The sequence below is a fragment of the Streptomyces sp. NPDC051173 genome (assembly GCF_040689515.1).
GTDB lineage: Bacteria > Actinomycetota > Actinomycetes > Streptomycetales > Streptomycetaceae > Streptomyces.
Genome location: NZ_JBFBBD010000082.1, coordinates 1 through 17,014 on the forward strand (window position 1 = coordinate 1; position 17,014 = coordinate 17,014).

Sequence of the window (17,014 nt, forward strand, 5' to 3'; positions counted from 1 at the left end):
AAGGCCGTCCAGAGCTCGCTGCAGTCACACGAATACCCATTCTGCCAGCCCCCTGTGACGCCGCGTCACTGCTCCACAAGAAGTGGATCAGAACCTGGCAAGCTCCCCGTAGGCGGCCATTTACGGCGCATTTTGTGGCCACGGGTTTCCCCGGGTACGGCCAGTTTTCTCCCCGCTCGCCCCGAGTAGTCCCGCTCGGCGAAGCTGGAGCGGGTGAAGAAGAGCAGGGAGATTATGGAAATCCTTGAGGCTTACGACCTCACGGGGAGTTACCGCGCCGCGGCCGAGCTGGCCGGGTGCGACCACCACACGGTGGCCCGGTATGTGAAGATGCGGGCCGCAGGCCAGCATCCTGACCAGCGCCGTCACCGGGCTCGTGCGATCGACGACTATCTGCCGAAGATCGAGGAGCTGGTGGTCCGCTCGCAGGGCAAGATCCGCGCGGACGTGGTCCATAAGAGACTCGCCGCGATGGGCTTCACCGGTGGGGAACGCACTACCCGCCGCACGGTCGCGGAGGCAAAAGCCCAGTTCAGGGCCGGTCAGCGGCGTGTCTATAGGCCGTGGGTGACCGAGCCGGGACTCTGGTTGCAATATGACTTCGGCGACGGACCGGTGATCAAGGGCCGCAAGACCACGCTGTGGTGCGCGTGGGTGGCCTGGTCCCGGTTCCGGGTGGTGATCCCGATCTGGGACAAGACGCTGCCGACGGTCACCGCGTGTCTGGACGCTACGTTCCGCCGGATCGGCGGGGTCCCGGCCTACGTACTCACCGACAACGAGAAAACGGTGACCACCGACCACGTCGCGGGGATCGCGGTCCGCAACCCGGAGATCGTCGAGGTCGCCCGGCACTACCCGTTGACGATCCGTACCTGTGTGCCGGCGGACCCGGAGACGAAGGGCGGATCGGAGTCGACGGTGAAGCTGGCGAAGGCCGATCTCGTGCCGAAGGACGTGAACCTGCGCGAGCAGTATCAGACATTCGGCGAGCTGGAAGCCGCCTGCCGGGCGTTCAGTGACGAGGTCAACTCCCGTACTCACAAGGTGACTCGACGCAAGCCTGTCGAGCGGCTCGCGGAGGAACGGCAGCGACTGCACCCGCTGCCGAAGCGTCCGTTCACCGCCACCTTCGGGACCACGCGCCGGGTCACCTGGGAGTCCACGATCTCCGTCGACGCGGTTCGCTACTCGGTTCCGCACGAGTTGATCGACACCCGGGTCTGGGCCCGTTTCCACGGCGACGAGCTGATCGTCACCACGGTCGACGAGGACGGTTCGGCCCGTGAGGTCGCCCGCCACCCGCGCGGTGAGCCTGGTTCGCCGGTCCTGGAAGAGACTCACTACCCGCCGCGCGAGGACAAGAACAGCGACCGCACGCCGAAGGCCACCTCGGCGGAGGAAGCGGCGTTCCTCCAGCTCGGCCCTGGTGCCGCGAGCTGGCTGATCGAGGCCGGAGCGGCCGGCGTCCGCCGCATCAAGGCGAAGATGGCCGAGTCCGTCGCACTGTCAAAGCTCTACTCGGCAGCGGAAGTTGACCGCGCCCTCGGCACTGCGGCGGTCACCGCCCGCTTCGCCGACAAGGACCTGATGTCGATTCTCGACTACCAGGCCGTCCACCAGCAGGCCGAGCCGGTCCGCCGCAGCGAGGACCACTCGCTGCAGCCCGGAACCTCCGCCTGGTCCACCTTCGGCACCAGCCTGACCGCCTCGGATGTTTCTCGACTTTCGCAGTTTTCGCAGGGTCGCTCGGGTGGGTGCGACTGCTGGCGTTCGGTGACTGGGTGCTTGGCGTTGGCCGTAGAGTGCGGCTGTGGATGAGTTGCTTGTTGCGCGGGTGCGGCTGCTTGATCAGCAGGGTCGGTCGGTGAAGGCGATCGCCAGGGCTGTGGGGATGAGCGCCGGAGACGTTGTCGGGGTGCTGAATGGCGCGGTCGCGGCCTCGGGGCCGGGTGGTGGCGGGCCGCGGTGCTGGGTGAACGCCGGCTGGAGCCGCAGTGTGGATCTTGAGGGTGCGCCGCAATGGGCGGGCCTTGATCCCGGGGCTGGCGATGCGGAGGAGGTGCGTGGTCTGGTTGCGGTGCTCGTTGCCGCGGACAGCACGCGTTCCACGAAGGCGCAGGTAGCGGGGTTCCTGCTGGACGTGTGGTGTCTGGGGGTGAAGAACACGCTCGCCCCGGAGCCGATGAGTGAGAGTCGGCTGGCCGGGCACCGGGGGCACTACTTCAGCGCCTTCGAGGGGCATGTGCAGGTCCCGGCCGACCTCGCCCGCGCTCTGGTGTTCGGGGCCGCCGCCTACGCGCGCGGCTTCGGGTTCGAACCCGAGGGGGAGCTCGCTGAGGAGTTCACGGAGGCCGCCGTGCTGCTCGGCGAACCTGTGGGCACCAGCCCGATCGGCTTCGGCCGGGACGGCAAGCCCTTCTTCGTCAACGGCCCCTACGACGATCCCGAAGCGGTGTTGCGGACGTTGCGGCGCGCGGTCGGCGGCGACGGTTTCCACTTCGAGGTCGCCTTCCCCGAGCAGCCGTCAAGGCGGCGTCGCTTGTTCGGGCCGCGCCGGTAGCGGTCGGCACGCGGGAGGCGAAGGCGGTTCCCACCCGGGTGGGTGACGGGTCGGCTGTTCGCACCCGCGGCGGACCGGAGCGTCGGCAGCATCGGTGTTGTGGCGATTGCGCCCGGGGAGGGGAAGCCGATGCCCGCGAGTGTGGTGGTGCCCGCGTCGTTGCTGGCGGTGCTGGGGAAGCTGCGCGTGTTCACCGCGCCGGGGTTCACGACGTTCACCGCGATGGTGACCGGGCTGGTCGCCCAGACCGGGGCCGGCACGGTGACCGGGATGCTGACCGGGGCGGGCCTGGCCCAAGCCTGGCCGCACGACCGGGCCCACGCCTTCTTCTCCCGGACGCGCTGGAACGTCGACATCCTGGGCATCGTGCTGGCCCACCTGATCGTCAGAACCTTGCTGCCGCAAGGCGCGGCGATCACGGTCGCGGTCGACGACACCTTGTTCACGCGGAGCGGGAAGAAGGTGTTCGGTGCCGCGTGGCAGCACGACGGCGCCGCCAAAGGCCCGAAGCCGGTCGGGCGCGGGACGTGCTTCGTGGTGGCCGGGATCGTCGTGGAACTGCCGTTCCTCACCCGGCCGGTGTGCCTGCCGGTGATGGCCCGGCTGTGGCGGCCGAAGACCGGACCGTCGAAGGTAGAACTCGCCGCCTCGATGGTGAAACTGCTGGCCGTGTGCCTGAACCGGCCCCTGGACGTGGTGGCGGACGCCGCCTACCACGGCAGGGCCCTGCGCCACCTGCCCGAGGCGATCACCCTCACCACCCGGCTGCCGGCCGGCGCCGTGCTGTTCGACCTCGCGCCGCCGCCGACCAACAAGCGCGGCCGGCCCCGCCTCAAGGGCGCCAGGCTGGGCACGCCCGCCGAAATCGCGGAGACCGCCACGTTCACGACCACGCGCGTCGCCCGGTACGGCCGCACCGACCAGGTCCACATCGCCGAGGTCCGCTGCCTTTGGTACGGCTCCTTCCACACCCAGACCGTCCGCGTCATCCTGATCCGCGACCATGACACCACCACCGGCTACGGCCTGGCCCTGGTCACCACCGACCTCGACACCCCGGCCGCGGCGCTGGTCACCCGATACGCCTGGCGGTGGTCCATCGAGACCACCTTCGCCGAGGCCCGTACACTGCTCGGCGTCGGACAGGCCCGCAACCGCTCCGAGAACGCGGTCCGCCGCACCGTCCCGTTCGGCCTGTACTGCTACTCGATCACCGTCGTCTGGTACGCGTTGCACGGCCACCATCCCAGCGACGCCGCCGACCACCGCGCACGGGCCCCCTGGTACACCACCAAGACCGACCCGTCCTTCGCCGACATGCTCGCCAAGCTCCGCCGCGTGATCATCGCCGCCCGATTTCTCCCCATCACCCCAGGCCAGCCCACAGGCGCCGAAATCCAGGCCGTCCACCAAGCCTGGGCCCAAGCAGGCCTCCAACACACAGCCTGATCACACCAGCCCCGCGAGAACAGCGAAAGTCGAGTGATGTTCCGGGTGGAAGTTCACACGGACGAGGATGTCAGCGGGGATGACCTCTTGGGGGATTGGGGATCATCAGCTGCACGGACTGAAGCGGGAGGGGTGGGCGCGTTGGACCTTGGCGCACTGCAAGAGCGGGCGATTCAGATCCATGATCTTTATGACCAGCTGAACCGGCGCCAGCGTGGCCGGGTCTGGCGGCGAGATGAGTTCATGCTGGGTTTTGTCGGGGACGTTGGCGATCTTGCCAAACTCGTCATGGCCGAAGAGGGAGCGCGAGACATGCCGGGTGGGCGTGAGGCGCTCGAGCACGAGATCGCCGACTGCTTGTGGTCAGTGCTGATCCTCGCGCGCTGCTACGACGTCGATTTGTGCAGCGCCTTCCTCCGCACCATGTCGGAGCTCGATACGGCGATCAGCGCCCAGCTCGCGAAGCCCGGTGAGCCGGCCTCAACAGGAGCGCCCTCTGATCGGGCGGAGACGGGTTGATGGAACGGCGGCCGATGGACCTTGACGCCTACGTGGCCCGGGCACGGACGGGGCCCTGCTTCGTGTGCGCCTTTCTGGCGGGGGATCCGGACTACGCCCACGAGTCGGTGTTCGAGGATGCCGAGCATGTGGCGTTTTTGGACCGGTGGCCCACGTTGCCGGGAAAGGTCCTTGTGGCGCCGAAGGCGCATATCGAGCATGCTGTCCGGGATCTTGACGAGGACGCCTATCTGCGGCTGATGCGGGTCGTGCGTACCGTGGCGCGTGCTGTGGACCAGGTTTTCGAGCCGGAGCGGACCTATCTGCTGTCGCTGGGCAGTCAGCAGGGCAATGCCCATCTGCACTGGCACGTTGCCGGGCTGCCGCCCGGTGTTCCGTACGAGCGGCAGCAGCACCACGCGTTGATGGCCGAGAACGGGGTACTGAGGCCTACCCCGCAGGAGCAGGGCGAAGCGGCGGTGCGACTTCGCCGGGCGCTCGCGGCGGCAGGACGGTGAGGTTCTTGGCGGGGCCCTTCCGTCCGGGCCGGTGGGCTCAGGCGGCGGCCTGGGCTTGGGCGGTGAGGGCCGCGCGCAGGTTCCTCGCTGATCCAGTGGCTGTGGCGATAGCGACGGAGCGGGATGCCAGATCGGCCGCCTCGTCCCGGTCACCGCGGGCTGCGTAGATGTGCGCGCTGGCGGTCAGCATCTCGGCGGAGCCGCGGACAATCGCGGCCGGCCAGGCGGCCCGGGCTTCGTCGAGCGCGGTCTTGCCCGTGGCCAGGAAGGACGGGGTGGTCCGGCTGAGGCGGACCATGGCATGGCCGGTCCATTTTCCCAGCTCGGCGGCGCTGAGGTAGCCGATGTAGGGCGGCTTCTCGCCGTCATCGGCGCGTTCGAGCAGCGCCCAGGAGCGGTTGAGGTCGCCCTGGGCGGCGCGCGCATCGTCGAGGCAGGCGTGGTGGTAGGCGCGTACGGCGTACAGCCAGGACCGTACGGCGGGGTGGGCCTTAGTCCCGGACAGCCGCAGGGCGCCGTCGGCGAGGTCGAGGGCGCGACGGGAGTGGCCTTGGTCGCCCAGGATGCGGCTCATCTGGCCGATCAGATTGGCGCAGGAGGACAGGTCGCCGGCGTAGCGGGCGTGACCGGCGGCGTCGCGGTAGTAGGCGGCGGCGTTCTCGGCCATTCCGAGGTCGTAGGTGAGGAAGCCGACGAAACCGCCTGTGTCGGCGGCGAGGGCCGCGATCTGCTGCCGCTCCACCCCGGTATGCGCGGCGGCGTGCCAGGTGAGGACCTGACGGTGGTGTTCAACGGCCTGCGCGTACACGGTGGCCGCTCCGCGCAGGTTGTCCAGGCGGCCGTGGGCGGCGCGCAGGGCATGGTGGGCGTCCATCAGCTCCTGGCTGGTGGCGGTCGTGGCGCTGATCCCGAGGTTCGTGATGGCGGCGGCGCCGACGGCGCCGGCGCTCTTCTTGAGGAAGTCCCTGCGCAACACGTCATCCCATTCCCGGAGGAGGTCGTCCACGGCACTGCGAGGGGCCGTTGCTGTCTCCTCGCTCGAGCGCTGTCGTTGGGCTTCGGCCAGTAAGACCAGTTTGCCGCCCGCCCCGAGGGCGTTGTCCAGGGCACGCGCGATCTGGGGTTTCGGGGGGCGCCTTCGGTGTTCGAGGTCGCAGATGAGGCTCTTGCTGCAGCACGCCCGGCGTGCGAGCTCCCGCAGCGCCATCTCTCCTCGGAGCCGCCGCAGTTCCGCGGCGAAGTCCTGCTTGCTGGAATCCGGCATCGCTACCTCCAGGGCCGTGCGGTCGTCCCTTGCGTACGCGCGATGCGGACACTCCCGCGACGCTACGACCAGCACACACCCATGGTGGCGGATGCTGACAGACGTCCGAGCCGGGTTGCGGACAGGCGCGGACAACCGGTCCCTGTCCACGGGCCTGGTGCGCGGCCATCATCGTTGGCACGGGCCCCGAGCGGGATGCTCCGCAGGCCGGCTACTACGCCGGTCCGCGTGATTCCAGGGCCCGGCTGTCTGAGCTGTTCGAAGGAGCCGCCATGCCCAAGGTCGCCATGCCCAAGGTCGCTCTGCACGGTCTCCCCGGTGTCGGGAAGACCACCTTCAAGAACCTGCTGGCACAGGAGGTGTCCCGGGCCGGCGCCGAGGTGCTGACGCTGAAGCTCGCCGCGCCCCTGTACGAGATCCAGTCCGTGGTCTACGCGGTGGCCGGCCGGCCCCTGCTGGACGGCCACGAGCAGGACGGGCAGTTGCTGAACTTCCTCGGCTCGCACCTGCGCCAGATCAACCCCCACGCCCTCACCGAGGCGTTCAGCCGGCGCGTTCGCCACGCCGAGCAGATCAAGCCGTCGGCCGTGCTGCTGTGTGATGACCTTCGCGCGCTGGACGCCAAGGCGGTGACGCGCCTGGGGTTCTCCCTCGTGGAGGTCACCGCGCCGGAGGAGCTGCGCCGGGCCCGCAAGCAGGCGCGGGCCGACCTGACGCCCGGCGACGAGCGGCACCCCACCGAGGCGCCGCTCGAGGCGACGCCCTGGCGGCGGGTCGAGAACCGCGGGAGCCTTGAAGGCCTGCGTGAGCAGGCGGCGCAGCTCGCCGGGGAGCTCCTGCGGTGATCCTGACCGGACCGGAGATCGTGCGCCAGCGCCGCAGGGGAGCGCTGACCCTCGAGCCGTTTACCCCCGCCCAGCTCAACCCCGTCTCCTACAACTACCGGCTCGGCGACTCGTTGCGGGTCCATCGTGCTGCGCTGATCGACACGCACGCGGATCACGAGCTCGAGGAGATCGCCATCCCGGGCGAGGGTGTGGTGCTCGAGCCGGGCCGGGTCTACCTGGGCACGACGGTCGAGGAGATCGGCAGCAGCGAGTTCGTGCCGTCGCTGATCGGCAGGAGCTCGCTCGGCCGCCTGGGGGTGTTCCTTCAGTTCAGCGCTGATCTCGGCAATTTGGGGTCGTGCCACCGGTGGACGCTGGAGATCAAGGCCGTCCAGCCCGTCCGTGTCTACGCGGGCATGGTCGCCGGCCAGGTGTCCTTCTGGGCCGCCGTGGGGACGCGCTTCCCGTACGGCGGGCGCTTCGGCCGGATCAGTGAGGCCACCGTTCCGCCCGCCGGCCTGCTGGCCGCTTCCCGCTGACCCGCCGCCGATTCGCAAGGGAGAAGCCAGTGATCCTCACCGGACCGGAGATCGCCCGCGAACACGGGCGGAAGCGCCTCGTCCTGGAGCCGTTCGATGCCGCCAAGGTTCAGCCGAACTCGTACAACCTCACGCTCGGCCCGACCTTGGTGCGCTACACGAGCGAGGTCCTCGACGCGCGCAGGCCCAACCCGTTCGAGGAGGTGCCCATTCCCGACGACGGCTTCGTGCTGGAGCCGGACCGGATCTACCTCGGCTCCAGCGTCGAGGTCCTGGGCAGCAAGCACTTCGTGCCCATCATCCGCGCCCGCTCAGGGGCCGCGCGTCTGGGCCTGTTCGTCCACGTCACCGCCGACCTGATCGATATCGGCTCCGTCGGCCAGTCCACGTTCCAGCTCCACGCGGTCGAGCGCGTGCGGGTGTACGCGGGTGACCAACTGGCGCAGGTGACGTTCTGGCGCCCGCAGGGCGAGATCACCTTGTACGACGGGAAGTACCAGGGATCGCGGGGGCCGCGGCCGTCGCAGATCCACCTCGATCCCGTGAGTGCGGGCCGGTGACCGGCCGCCGGGTCGAGGCCCCCTCGCTGTCCTGCTCGGATCCCACGGCGCGCGAGCTGGTGTCGGCTGCGTTCGAGGCGATCAGTGCCCGCTACGTGCTGGCGCGGCACCAGATCGCGGCGGCGCTTTTGGACGCCGACGGCGGCATCCATCTGGGGCTGCACGTGGACGCGATGGTCGGCCGGGCGGCGGTCTGCGCGGAGGCCGGCGCGCTGTCCGCCGCGCGCCTGGCCACCGGCGCCCAGCTCCTCGTGGTGGCCGCGGTCCGCTACCCCAAGCCCTCCGAGCCGCCGCTCGCGCGCATCGTGCCGCCCTGCGGCCTGTGCCGTGAGCTGCTGCTCGACCACGGTCCCGGTCTGCACGCCGTCATCGCCGACGGCGGCCAGGGCGTGCTGGTGCCGGTGACCGGCCTGCTCCCGCACAAGTACGTCGGCACCAAGTGGCCGCCCGTCTCCTGACGGGCCCCGGACCACTGTGCACAAGCCATCGCTCAGCTGACTTTCGACCCGAAAAGGGAGACCTCACCATGGCCCAGACCGACTTCCGCACGCCGGCCCTGGACGCGCTGGCGGCCCGCATCATCCCCCGCGAGCACTTCGTCTTCTCCACCGAGACTGCCCGGGACAAGTTCTTCAACGACACCCGCATGCTGGACGTCAAGCAGTGGGTCCACAACGTGTTCCGCACCAGCCCCACGTCGATGGTCGACCACATGGTCGACAACCTCGCCCTGACCGGGAGCGAGGACCTGCTCGACCTCGGCTGCGGCAACGGCTTCATCCTGGAGCACATCCGGCCCCACCTCGCTGACGGCAGCATCACCGGCCTCGACATCGCCCCGGCCGTGCTCGCCGCGGCGAAGGACCGCCTCAACGGAACGGCCACCCCGTGCCGGTGGATCGAGGGCAGCGCCGACGACCTGTCCATGCTCGACGACAACAGCTTCGACCGGGCCATGGCCAACTACATGATCCACTACGTACCGGACCTGAACCGCTGCTTCACTGAGGTCCGGCGCGTCCTGCGCCCGGGCGGGCTCTTCATGCTCACCACCGACCGCCCCGACAGCATGCTGGAGATGTACGACGTGCACTTCGCCGCGCTGGAGGCGATGGGCGCGCCGAAGGACCTGGTGAAGGCCACACCCAAGGGGCGCCTGTCCCTGGAGAACGGTCAGGAGCAGCTGGAGCCGTACTTCGACGAGGTGCGCCTCATCTCGTGGCAGGACCAGCTGCGCTTCACCGACCCGGCGCCGTTCATGCGCTTCTACGAGGTCGGGCACAACCACTGTTGCGCCTCCTCGGAGGAGCGCGAGGGCGTCGATGGCGAATTCCTGAGCGAGCTGCGCGACCGCGTCCGTGCCCAGGTCCAGGAGGCGATCACGTCGAAGGGGCACTTCGCGGTCACGAAGTTCACCGGCAGCTTCCTTTGCCAGTAGCCCGGTGGGACACGGCCGGGGCGGCGAAACGGTTGGCCGTCCCGGCGTTGCCCGGGCGTTGGTAGCGTCGGCCCGCGCCGTGCCGGCCGGTGCGGCGCGGGCCGAAGAAGGGGACGTGATGGCCACGACGATCCGCAGGGCAGTGATCCCGGCTGCCGGGCTCGGCTCCCGCCTGCTGCCGCTGACGAAGGCCATCCCGAAGGAGATGCTGCCGGTTGGCGACCGGCCGGTCATCGAGCACACCGTGCGCGAGCTGGTCGCCTCCGGCATCACCGACATCACCATCGTCGTCTCCGGCGGCAAGAACCTCATCCAGGATCACTTCCGGCCCAACCCGGGCCTGGTCGCCCAGCTGCGGGCCGACGGCAAGACGGATTACGCGGACGCGGTGGAGGAGGTCGCCGAGCTCGCCCGCCGCGGCCACATCACCTACCTCGACCAGCACGGCCCCTACGGCAACGGCACCCCCGTCCTCAACGCCGCGCGGAACGTGGACGAGCCCATGCTCGTGCTGTGGCCCGACGACGTCTTCGTCGCCGAGGTGCCCCGGGCCCAGCAGCTCATCCGTGCCTTCGAAGCCACCCACTGCCCGGTCCTGGCCCTGATGCCCGTGGACCGGTCCGACTCCCGCCGCTACGGCGTCCCCGTGGTCAAGGAAGACCTCGACGACGGCCTCCTGCGCATCACCGGCCTCGTCGAGAAGCCCGAACCCGAGGCCGCACCGTCCACCTACGCCGCCATCGGCGGCTACGTCATCACCCCCGGCATCGTCGACGAACTGCGTGAGCAGACCCGCCGCTGGAGTGAGCACCGCACCGGCGAGATCTACCTGACCGATGCCATCAACGCCTACGCGTCCCGGCACGCGGTCTACGGACAGGTCATCCAGGGCCGCTGGTACGACACCGGCAACCCCGCCGACTACCTCATCGCCCAAGTCGCCCACGCCCTCGCCCACCCCGACTACGGGCCCGCCCTGCGCCGCCTCGTCCACGAGGTCGACCAGCCCACCACCAGCACCTGACCCGCCGCTCCCTCTCGGGCCGACCGCCCGACGCCGGTGAGCGGCCGGCCCGAGAGGAGCACCCCGCATGCCGCGTAAGCGTGCCTTCGAACCCGTCATCGACCAGCACGACACCTGGATCGCGGTCAACCCCGTCCAGGGCTGCCCCTGGGGCTGCCGCTACTGCTACCTGGCGGACCTGGGCCTGACCCGCACCAAGCCCGCCGTCCTGGCCACCCCCGAGGACACCCTCGACCAGCTCCTGGCCAGCCCCTACTACGACCCGCACCTGGTCCTGGCCCTCTACACCTGCACTGACGCCCTGGCCACCCCCGTCACCCGCACCCACCTGATCGCCCTCCTCGACGTCCTGCGCGACTCCTCCGTCCGCAACCCCGTGTGCCTGATCACCAAAGGCCGGGCACCCGACGACGTCGTCGACGCCATCACCCGCGCCCGCCGTGCCGGACTGCCGGTCATCGTCTACCTCAGCTACTCCGGCCTCGGACCCGACATCGAACGCGGCATCAACCACCAGGCGCTGCGCCAGAACTTCCCCCGCCTGCACGCCGCCGGCATCCCCCTCGTCCACTACTGGCGGCCCGCCCTGCCCCACAACAGCAGCCGCGAGGTCTGCGAGAGCGTACTGGACTGGGCCTCCCGCTACGCCGTCTGCACCGTCGCGGTCGGCACCAAGGTCAAACCGACCGCCCTGGAGCAGATCACCGAGCTGTGGCCAGGGCTGGACGACCCCCACCTCGACCCGCAGGCCGCCGACTCCGTCTGGCCACGGGCCACCTGGGACTGGCTCCGCCAGCTGCCCGAGCGCTACCCGGGCTACCCCGTCTTCCAGACCAACAGCTGCGCCCTCGCCTACGTGCTCGGCGCCCCCGACCGCGCCGGCGTGCTCAACACCCCCACCTGCCTGAGCGCCAACCACTGCCCGGACCGGCAGCGCACCCTTTGCCGCGCCGCACCCCCGCGGCCACCGGTCACGACGACCGATATCGACGGCCACCTCGCCCGGCTCGGGCACCCCGGCCTGCCATACGCGCTCGATCCCGGCGCCCGCACCGTGGTCCTCGGCCAGCCGCTGCCGCTGCGTGACCGTCACAGCCTCGCCCAGGTCCTCGGCGTCACCGTCCGCTCCCCGGAGCACCCCGAGGAGCGCTACTGGGCCGGCCGGCTCTCCGGCGCCCAGCCCCTGATCATCGACGACCCCCGCTGACCCCGGCCGCGACCACGTCCGTCTCCCACCACAGGAGAGTGCGCCATGCCCTCACTCGACACCGCAGTCCTCTTCTACCCGCGCGGCGGCAGCGCCCAGGTCATCCGCTACCTGCTGCACGAGCTCAACACCCGCGGGTGGTCAACCCGCCTGCACGCCGGCTCCCTCGGCAACCCCGGCGACCCCTCCCACGGGCCCACGTTCTACCAGGGCCTCGACCTGCGCCCGTACGACTACAACGACGCCCAGGCCGCGTTCACCCGCGGCGAGAACCCCCAGCACACCGCGCTGCCCTTCCACCCCTCCTACGAAGACCGCGGCCACTGCCCCGACCCGCCCTTCAGCGCCCTCTCCGCCCTCGACGCCGACGGCCTCACCCGTGCCTGGACCCGTCACCTGACCGCCAACCGCAGCACCGACACCGAGGTGCTGCACCTGCACCACCTCAGCCACCTGCAGACCGCCGCCCACGCCGCCTACCGGGACATCCCCAGGATCACCACCCTCCACGGCACCGAACTCAAGCTGATCGACGGCATGGCCCGGCGCGCCCACCTGGCTCAGCTCCTGGGCATCTCCCTACGCGACCTCGGCCACCGCCTCCACACAAGCAATCCCCACCGCCGAACCGAGGCACAACGGCTCGCCAAAGCCGCCGGCCTCAATGCCGCCGACACCGACCTGCTGACGACCACCACGTGGCAGAAATGGACCCACTCCCGCTACTGGCTGACCCGGCTGCGCCAAGCCGTACCCCACGCCGGCCACCTCGTGGTCGTCTCCGACCACGACCGGGACCTGGCCCAGCGCCTGCTCGACCTCGACCACGACCTCCCCGTGATCCCCAACGGAGTCGACATCCGCGCCTTCCGCCCCCACCCCCTCACCGAGCAGCAGCGCCTGGAGCACCTGCGGCGCTGGCTCGTCACCGACCCGCGCGGCTGGGGCCCCGGCGACAAGCCGGGCTCCATCCGCTACACCGACACCGACCTGCACCGCCTCCGCGACCGCACTGGCCGGGCCCGGCCAGTGCTGCTGTGGGTGGGCCGGTTCCTCGACTTCAAGCGCCTCCCCGTCCTCCTGCGCGCCTTCGCCACCGCCCGGGCCCGCCTCGACCCCGCCCCGGTCCTGCTCATGTGGGGCGGCTACCCCGGCGAGTGCGAAGGCCGCCACCCTGCCGAGCTGGCGAGGGACCTGGAGGTGGAGCACGACGTCTTCTTCGCCGGGTGGCGCGGCCACGACGAGCTGCCGACCGGACTGGGCTGCGCCGACCTCATGGTCGCGCCGGCCGTGGGCGAGCCCTTCGGGATGATCTACCTCGAAGCGATGGCCTGCGGCACCCCGCCCATCGCCACAGCCACCGGCGGCCCGCTCCACACCATCGTCTCCGACGGCCCGCGCGCCACCGGCTGGCTGGTCAAGCCGGACGACCCCGACGACCTCGCCGACACCCTCGTCACCGCCCTGCGCGATACCAACGAGCGCAAGCGGCGCGCCACCAACGGCCGCTCCCGCATCGAGAGCACCTACAGCTGGACCCGCACCGCAGACCGCTACGTCGCCGCCTACCACCAGGCCAAAGCACGCTGACCTGCTGGCCCGAAGGAGAATCATGCCCACCATCGACGGCCTGCTCCTTGACATGAACGGCCTCTTCCGGCACTGGCGCAACACCGGCGCCCAGACCAGCGAGCAGCGCGCAGGCCTCCCGGTCGGCGCCATCGCGCGCTACGCGTACAGCCACCCGTCCTACCGCCTGGCCAGGGTCGGCGTCCTCACCGACCAGCAGTGGGCCGACGACGTCGCCGAACGCCTGGCCAAGGACTACGGGGCGGCCGTCCGGGAGCACCTCGCTGCATGGCGATCCGACCGAGGCGAATCAGACCCCGCAATGGTCGAGGTCCTGCGACAACTCCGGGGACACGTGCCGGTTGGGGTGCTGTCCAACTGCACCGATGCGCTGCCTGCAGACCTCGAGCACCACGACATCGAGTTCGACTTCGTCTTCGCCTCGGCACACCTCGGCGTCGACAAGCCCTCGCCCCTCGCCTTCCGAGCCGCCGCCGAGGGCATGGGGCTGCCGCCCACGAAGCTCGGCTACTTCGACGACGAACCGACCTTTGTGGCAGCCGCACAGGCCACCGGACTACACGCCCACCTCTTCAAGGGAGTGGCCGACTTCGTGGCCGAGCTGAGCCACTTCGGCCTGCCCATCAAGTTCGAGAAGCACAGCAACCAGTAAGTGCCTGACGCTGTCGGGGATCTTGGACGAGGGCCGTTGATGTGGGTGATTGAGCGGCGCCCGCTGTGCGAGAGTGAGATTCGGTTCTTGAGCGGCTGTGGATGGCAACGCTGATCGGCGTCTTCATCCAGCGGGGTGGGTCGCGACGCGCCAGGACCTGGGCCGGGGGATGCGCTGCCAGTCGAGGAAGCTCTGGAGTGCTGTGGGGGTCCTGGGCTGGCGGGTCGGCGGTGCCGGGAGGTGGACGTCGATGCGTTCGAGGTTGACCGCGATAGCGGTGAGAACGTGCTGGACGTGAGCTTTGCTGTGGCTTCGATAGCGGCACTGGCGCATGCCGTGGCCGTTGACGAACTCGCTGATCGTGCTCTCGATCGCGGCCCGCAGCGAGTAGCGCGAGAGCCATTCCTGGGTTTGCTGTTCAGTGCGTGACTCGGACTGGATCTCGTGGAGATCACGAGGCAGGAAGACGACCTTCCGAGCGTCAGCGCGGGTGCAGGCGGCTTTCACCGGGCACTGCCGGCAGTCGTCCGGGGAGAACTCGACGGTGACGTAGGGCGCGAGGGAGGGTGGGGTCGACCATCGGCGGCTGATGTTCCCCTGCGGGCAGGCGACCGTCTTCTTGTCCCAGTCGATGGTGAAGGCTTCGCGAGGGAAGACAGTGCCCTTGCGGGACTGCCGCGTGCTTCTGGCCCGGATGGGTCCGACCAGGCCGATGCCGTGCTCGCGGGCCACCTGCTGCTTGAGAGCGACGGAGAGGTAACCGCCGTCGACGAAGTGCTCCTTCGACAGCAGGTTCCGATCGTGGAGGTTGGTCAGGATGCAGGGCAGAGCCTTCGTGTCGTGGACGGGGGCCTTGGTGGTGGTGACGTCCGTGATCACGCTCGGGGTGTCCTGGTCACAGGTCTCGGTGACATGGGCGAGGTATCCCTTCCAGCGGGTCTCGCCGCGGCGTGCATAGCGGGCGCTGATGTCGTAGGGCGAGACGATCGCCAGGGCCGATGGCGGCAGGCCGGCGCCCTCGGGCTCCCGCCACTTCGGCCGGTCCTGGGCATCGAGGACGTAGTTGAGGGTCAGCCGAGATACGGACGAAAGGGATAGCAGGGCCTGCTGAGGACTGGTGTGGGCGGACAGCCGGAATACGCCACACATGGGCGCAGTGGTCAGAACGGGTGTGGCTCAGCGGGCGCTGCTTCTTGAGCCGGCCCGGTGTTCCCGGAAACGGGGCGTGTGCCGGTGCTGAGCCGCTGGTTGGGGCCGAGCCGGAGCGGTAGGTCTTGGTGACGGCCGCGGTGGCGTAGGTGAGAGAGACTGCGATCTCCTCGGCGTCGATCTCGACGACGGTGCGACGCTGGCCTTCCTTGTCGTCGAAGGTGCGCTGCTTGAGGCGGCCGGTGACGATGACTCGCATCCCCCGGGCCAGCGACTGGGCTGCGTTCTCGGCAGCCTGACGCCAGATCGAGCAGCGCAGGAACAGCGGGTCCCCGTCGACGAATTCGTTCCGCTCGGTCGAAGACGCGGGGCGTGGATGCCACGGTGAACCCGGTCACCGGGATGCCGGAGGCGGTGTGGCGGAGTTCGGGGTCGGCGGTCAGGTTGCCCGCTACGGTCACCAGCGTCTCGCCCGCCATGCCCCAGGTCCTTTCCCGTGTTCTGCGTTCACGGGTCACCGTATCGGTCGGCGCTGACAGCGGTGGCTGGGATGCGCGAGGCTCCGGCGGCGGTTGTCTGTCGTGACAGCGACGATCAGCCCGATGTGCTGCCCGCTGCGGGCGCCGTGGCCGTACGATGCTGGGTATCCCGTCCCTGTGGCCTCCCCCGTGCCACCGGGACGGTGGCGTTGTCGGTCCACTCCGGTGGGGCCGTGTGCGGTGGACTGGAGAAGGGCGAGAACATCGGTCACCGGGCTGGTTCCAGTGGGGCCGCCGCTGTCTGCTCGTCGTGCTCGCGCAGCATGCGCATGACGGTGGCGGGGGACGGGTGCTGGCCGCGTTTCTTGCCGGTGCGGATGACCAGGCGGGAGGCGATCTCCCGCAGTGAGAGGTGTTCTTCGTCGCGCAGGCGCAGGGCGGTGGCGAGCATGTCCTCGTCGGAGACCTTGACGCCGCCGATGGCCTTGCCTTTGGTGCGGGCGGTCTCCTGGCCTTCGAGGGTCTTGTCGCGGATGTAGTCGCGTTCGGACTCGGCCATGGCGGCGAAGAACGCGAACAGGGCGGCGCCGTGTCCGGCCGGGTCGTGTTTGCCGGCGAGGGGGCCGACGAGGAACTCCAGCTCGATCTCGGCGTCGCGGAGTTCCTCGGCGACCTTGAGGAGTTCGAGGGCGCCGCGTCCGAGCCGTTTCATCTCGTGGACGACGAGAGTGACCTTCGCGCCCAGGGAGCGGTACTCGCGGGCGGCGGCGAGCGCGGCCTTCATCTCGGGCCGCTCGCGCACCCGGGTGCTGATGCACTCCTTAAACAGCCGGTGCACCTGTGAGGCTTCGAGCGCGTCGAGTTGGGACTGGATCTCCTGAGTGCGGCTGGAGACGCGGGCGTACCCGAGGCGGACCTCCATCGGGACAGCTGGCGCCGCGACCTTCTGCACCGGAAGTGCCTGCCATGCGGAGCCGGGATGACGTACGGCGGGGGTGGCGACGTGGAGTTCGGCCCGCAGGGCGGGGACAAGTTGGAAGCGGGCGGTGTGGTACTTGAGTGCGACCTTGCTGGCGGTGGTGCGGCAGGGCGAGCTGGCCGGGGCCTGGCAGGTCGACATCGGACAGGCGTGCGACTCAACGAGCTTGTACGGTGTGAATGTCCGTAGTCGTGTGCATGGGTGAGCTGGGCGTTCACCGTGATGTGCAGAGGACTGTGCATCCCCCGGACATCCCGAAGTCGCCTGCACTACGGTCG

16 protein-coding genes and 2 pseudogenes are annotated in these 17,014 nt (G+C 69.8%); 14 read left to right on the plus strand and 4 right to left on the minus strand.

All coding sequences use genetic code 11. The features are described from left to right. Window positions 1–213: 213 nt before the first annotated feature. The 5 genes and pseudogenes from istA to AB0435_RS29130 all read left to right on the plus strand — a co-directional run. Window positions 214–1,695, plus strand: a pseudogene (istA, locus tag AB0435_RS29110) (IS21 family transposase); the annotation flags it as partial. Window positions 1,696–1,813: 118 nt separating this feature from the next. Further along, the gene (locus AB0435_RS29115) at window positions 1,814–2,563 is read left to right on the plus strand and encodes a hypothetical protein (protein WP_366428323.1); all 750 of its coding nucleotides are present in this window, start codon (window positions 1,814–1,816) and stop codon (window positions 2,561–2,563) included. A gap of 129 nt (window positions 2,564–2,692) precedes the next feature. Continuing rightward, window positions 2,693–4,012, plus strand: a complete 1,320-nt coding sequence (locus tag AB0435_RS29120; protein ID WP_366428324.1) for a transposase — start codon at window positions 2,693–2,695, stop codon at window positions 4,010–4,012. A gap of 36 nt (window positions 4,013–4,048) precedes the next feature. Beyond that, window positions 4,049–4,531, plus strand: a complete 483-nt coding sequence (locus AB0435_RS29125; protein ID WP_366428325.1) for a nucleotide pyrophosphohydrolase — start codon at window positions 4,049–4,051, stop codon at window positions 4,529–4,531. Between the two features lie 14 nt (window positions 4,532–4,545). Next, the gene (locus AB0435_RS29130) at window positions 4,546–5,028 is read left to right on the plus strand and encodes an HIT family protein (RefSeq protein WP_366428326.1); all 483 of its coding nucleotides are present in this window, start codon (window positions 4,546–4,548) and stop codon (window positions 5,026–5,028) included. Between the two features lie 37 nt (window positions 5,029–5,065). Here the strand turns inward: AB0435_RS29130 and AB0435_RS29135 are convergent, their stop codons facing one another. Further along, on the minus strand, window positions 5,066–6,292 hold the full coding sequence (locus tag AB0435_RS29135) for a helix-turn-helix transcriptional regulator (RefSeq protein WP_366428327.1): 1,227 nt from the start codon (window positions 6,290–6,292) through the stop codon (window positions 5,066–5,068). A gap of 272 nt (window positions 6,293–6,564) precedes the next feature. On the opposite strand from AB0435_RS29135, the gene AB0435_RS29140 reads away from it, so the two are divergent. The 9 genes from AB0435_RS29140 (at window position 6,565) to AB0435_RS29180 (ending at window position 14,129) form a co-directional block, all read left to right on the plus strand. After that, window positions 6,565–7,137, plus strand: coding sequence for an ATP-binding protein (locus AB0435_RS29140; RefSeq protein ID WP_366428328.1), 573 nt, complete (start codon window positions 6,565–6,567; stop codon window positions 7,135–7,137). Then, window positions 7,134–7,658, plus strand: a complete 525-nt coding sequence (locus AB0435_RS29145; protein ID WP_366428329.1) for a deoxycytidine deaminase — start codon at window positions 7,134–7,136, stop codon at window positions 7,656–7,658. Before AB0435_RS29140 ends, AB0435_RS29145 begins: the two co-directional genes overlap by 4 nt. 29 nt (window positions 7,659–7,687) lie before the next feature. After that, window positions 7,688–8,218 carry a dCTP deaminase gene (locus AB0435_RS29150; protein ID WP_366428330.1) on the plus strand — a complete coding sequence of 177 codons (531 nt, stop codon included), beginning with the start codon at window positions 7,688–7,690 and terminating at the stop codon, window positions 8,216–8,218. Then, window positions 8,215–8,676 (plus strand): hypothetical protein, encoded by a 462-nt coding sequence (locus tag AB0435_RS29155; protein WP_366428331.1) that lies wholly within the window; start codon window positions 8,215–8,217, stop codon window positions 8,674–8,676. Before AB0435_RS29150 ends, AB0435_RS29155 begins: the two co-directional genes overlap by 4 nt. Window positions 8,677–8,744: 68 nt before the next feature. Then, a complete protein-coding gene (locus AB0435_RS29160; RefSeq protein WP_366428332.1) occupies window positions 8,745–9,656 on the plus strand; it encodes a methyltransferase domain-containing protein in 912 nt (303 codons plus the stop codon). Window positions 9,657–9,774: 118 nt separating this feature from the next. Continuing rightward, on the plus strand, window positions 9,775–10,680 hold the full coding sequence (locus AB0435_RS29165) for a UTP--glucose-1-phosphate uridylyltransferase (RefSeq protein WP_366428333.1): 906 nt from the start codon (window positions 9,775–9,777) through the stop codon (window positions 10,678–10,680). A gap of 67 nt (window positions 10,681–10,747) precedes the next feature. Continuing rightward, window positions 10,748–11,887 carry a radical SAM protein gene (locus AB0435_RS29170; RefSeq protein WP_366428334.1) on the plus strand — a complete coding sequence of 380 codons (1,140 nt, stop codon included), beginning with the start codon at window positions 10,748–10,750 and terminating at the stop codon, window positions 11,885–11,887. 45 nt (window positions 11,888–11,932) lie between these two features. Then, a complete protein-coding gene (locus tag AB0435_RS29175; RefSeq protein ID WP_366428335.1) occupies window positions 11,933–13,477 on the plus strand; it encodes a glycosyltransferase family 4 protein in 1,545 nt (514 codons plus the stop codon). A gap of 22 nt (window positions 13,478–13,499) precedes the next feature. After that, complete coding sequence (locus tag AB0435_RS29180; RefSeq protein ID WP_366428336.1) at window positions 13,500–14,129, plus strand: HAD-IA family hydrolase; 630 nt, start codon at window positions 13,500–13,502, stop codon at window positions 14,127–14,129. 123 nt (window positions 14,130–14,252) lie between these two features. Here the strand turns inward: AB0435_RS29180 and AB0435_RS29185 are convergent, their stop codons facing one another. The 3 genes and pseudogenes from AB0435_RS29185 to AB0435_RS29195 all read right to left on the minus strand — a co-directional run bounded on the left by AB0435_RS29185 (window position 14,253) and on the right by AB0435_RS29195 (window position 16,877). Next, window positions 14,253–15,278, minus strand: a complete 1,026-nt coding sequence (locus AB0435_RS29185) for a transposase (protein ID WP_366428337.1) — start codon at window positions 15,276–15,278, stop codon at window positions 14,253–14,255. 121 nt (window positions 15,279–15,399) lie between these two features. Continuing rightward, a pseudogene (locus AB0435_RS29190) lies at window positions 15,400–15,757 on the minus strand (single-stranded DNA-binding protein); the annotation flags it as partial. 268 nt (window positions 15,758–16,025) lie between these two features. Further along, window positions 16,026–16,877 (minus strand): recombinase family protein, encoded by an 852-nt coding sequence (locus AB0435_RS29195; protein WP_366428338.1) that lies wholly within the window; start codon window positions 16,875–16,877, stop codon window positions 16,026–16,028. Window positions 16,878–17,014 lie beyond the last annotated feature (137 nt).

Bases quoted from the DNA above. Each gene is read 5' to 3' on its own strand.
- AB0435_RS29120 (WP_366428324.1), top strand. From the start codon at position 2,693: ATGCCCGCGAGTGTGGTGGTGCCCGCGTCGTTGCTGGCGGTGCTGGGG.
- AB0435_RS29125 (WP_366428325.1), top strand. From the start codon at position 4,049: ATGTTCCGGGTGGAAGTTCACACGGACGAGGATGTCAGCGGGGATGAC.
- AB0435_RS29130 (WP_366428326.1), top strand. From the start codon at position 4,546: ATGGACCTTGACGCCTACGTGGCCCGGGCACGGACGGGGCCCTGCTTC.
- AB0435_RS29135 (WP_366428327.1), bottom strand. From the start codon at position 6,292: ATGCCGGATTCCAGCAAGCAGGACTTCGCCGCGGAACTGCGGCGGCTC.
- AB0435_RS29140 (WP_366428328.1), top strand. From the start codon at position 6,565: ATGCCCAAGGTCGCCATGCCCAAGGTCGCTCTGCACGGTCTCCCCGGT.
- AB0435_RS29160 (WP_366428332.1), top strand. From the start codon at position 8,745: ATGGCCCAGACCGACTTCCGCACGCCGGCCCTGGACGCGCTGGCGGCC.
- AB0435_RS29165 (WP_366428333.1), top strand. From the start codon at position 9,775: ATGGCCACGACGATCCGCAGGGCAGTGATCCCGGCTGCCGGGCTCGGC.
- AB0435_RS29170 (WP_366428334.1), top strand. From the start codon at position 10,748: ATGCCGCGTAAGCGTGCCTTCGAACCCGTCATCGACCAGCACGACACC.
- AB0435_RS29175 (WP_366428335.1), top strand. From the start codon at position 11,933: ATGCCCTCACTCGACACCGCAGTCCTCTTCTACCCGCGCGGCGGCAGC.
- AB0435_RS29180 (WP_366428336.1), top strand. From the start codon at position 13,500: ATGCCCACCATCGACGGCCTGCTCCTTGACATGAACGGCCTCTTCCGG.
- AB0435_RS29185 (WP_366428337.1), bottom strand. From the start codon at position 15,278: ATGTGTGGCGTATTCCGGCTGTCCGCCCACACCAGTCCTCAGCAGGCC.
- AB0435_RS29195 (WP_366428338.1), bottom strand. From the start codon at position 16,877: ATGTCGACCTGCCAGGCCCCGGCCAGCTCGCCCTGCCGCACCACCGCC.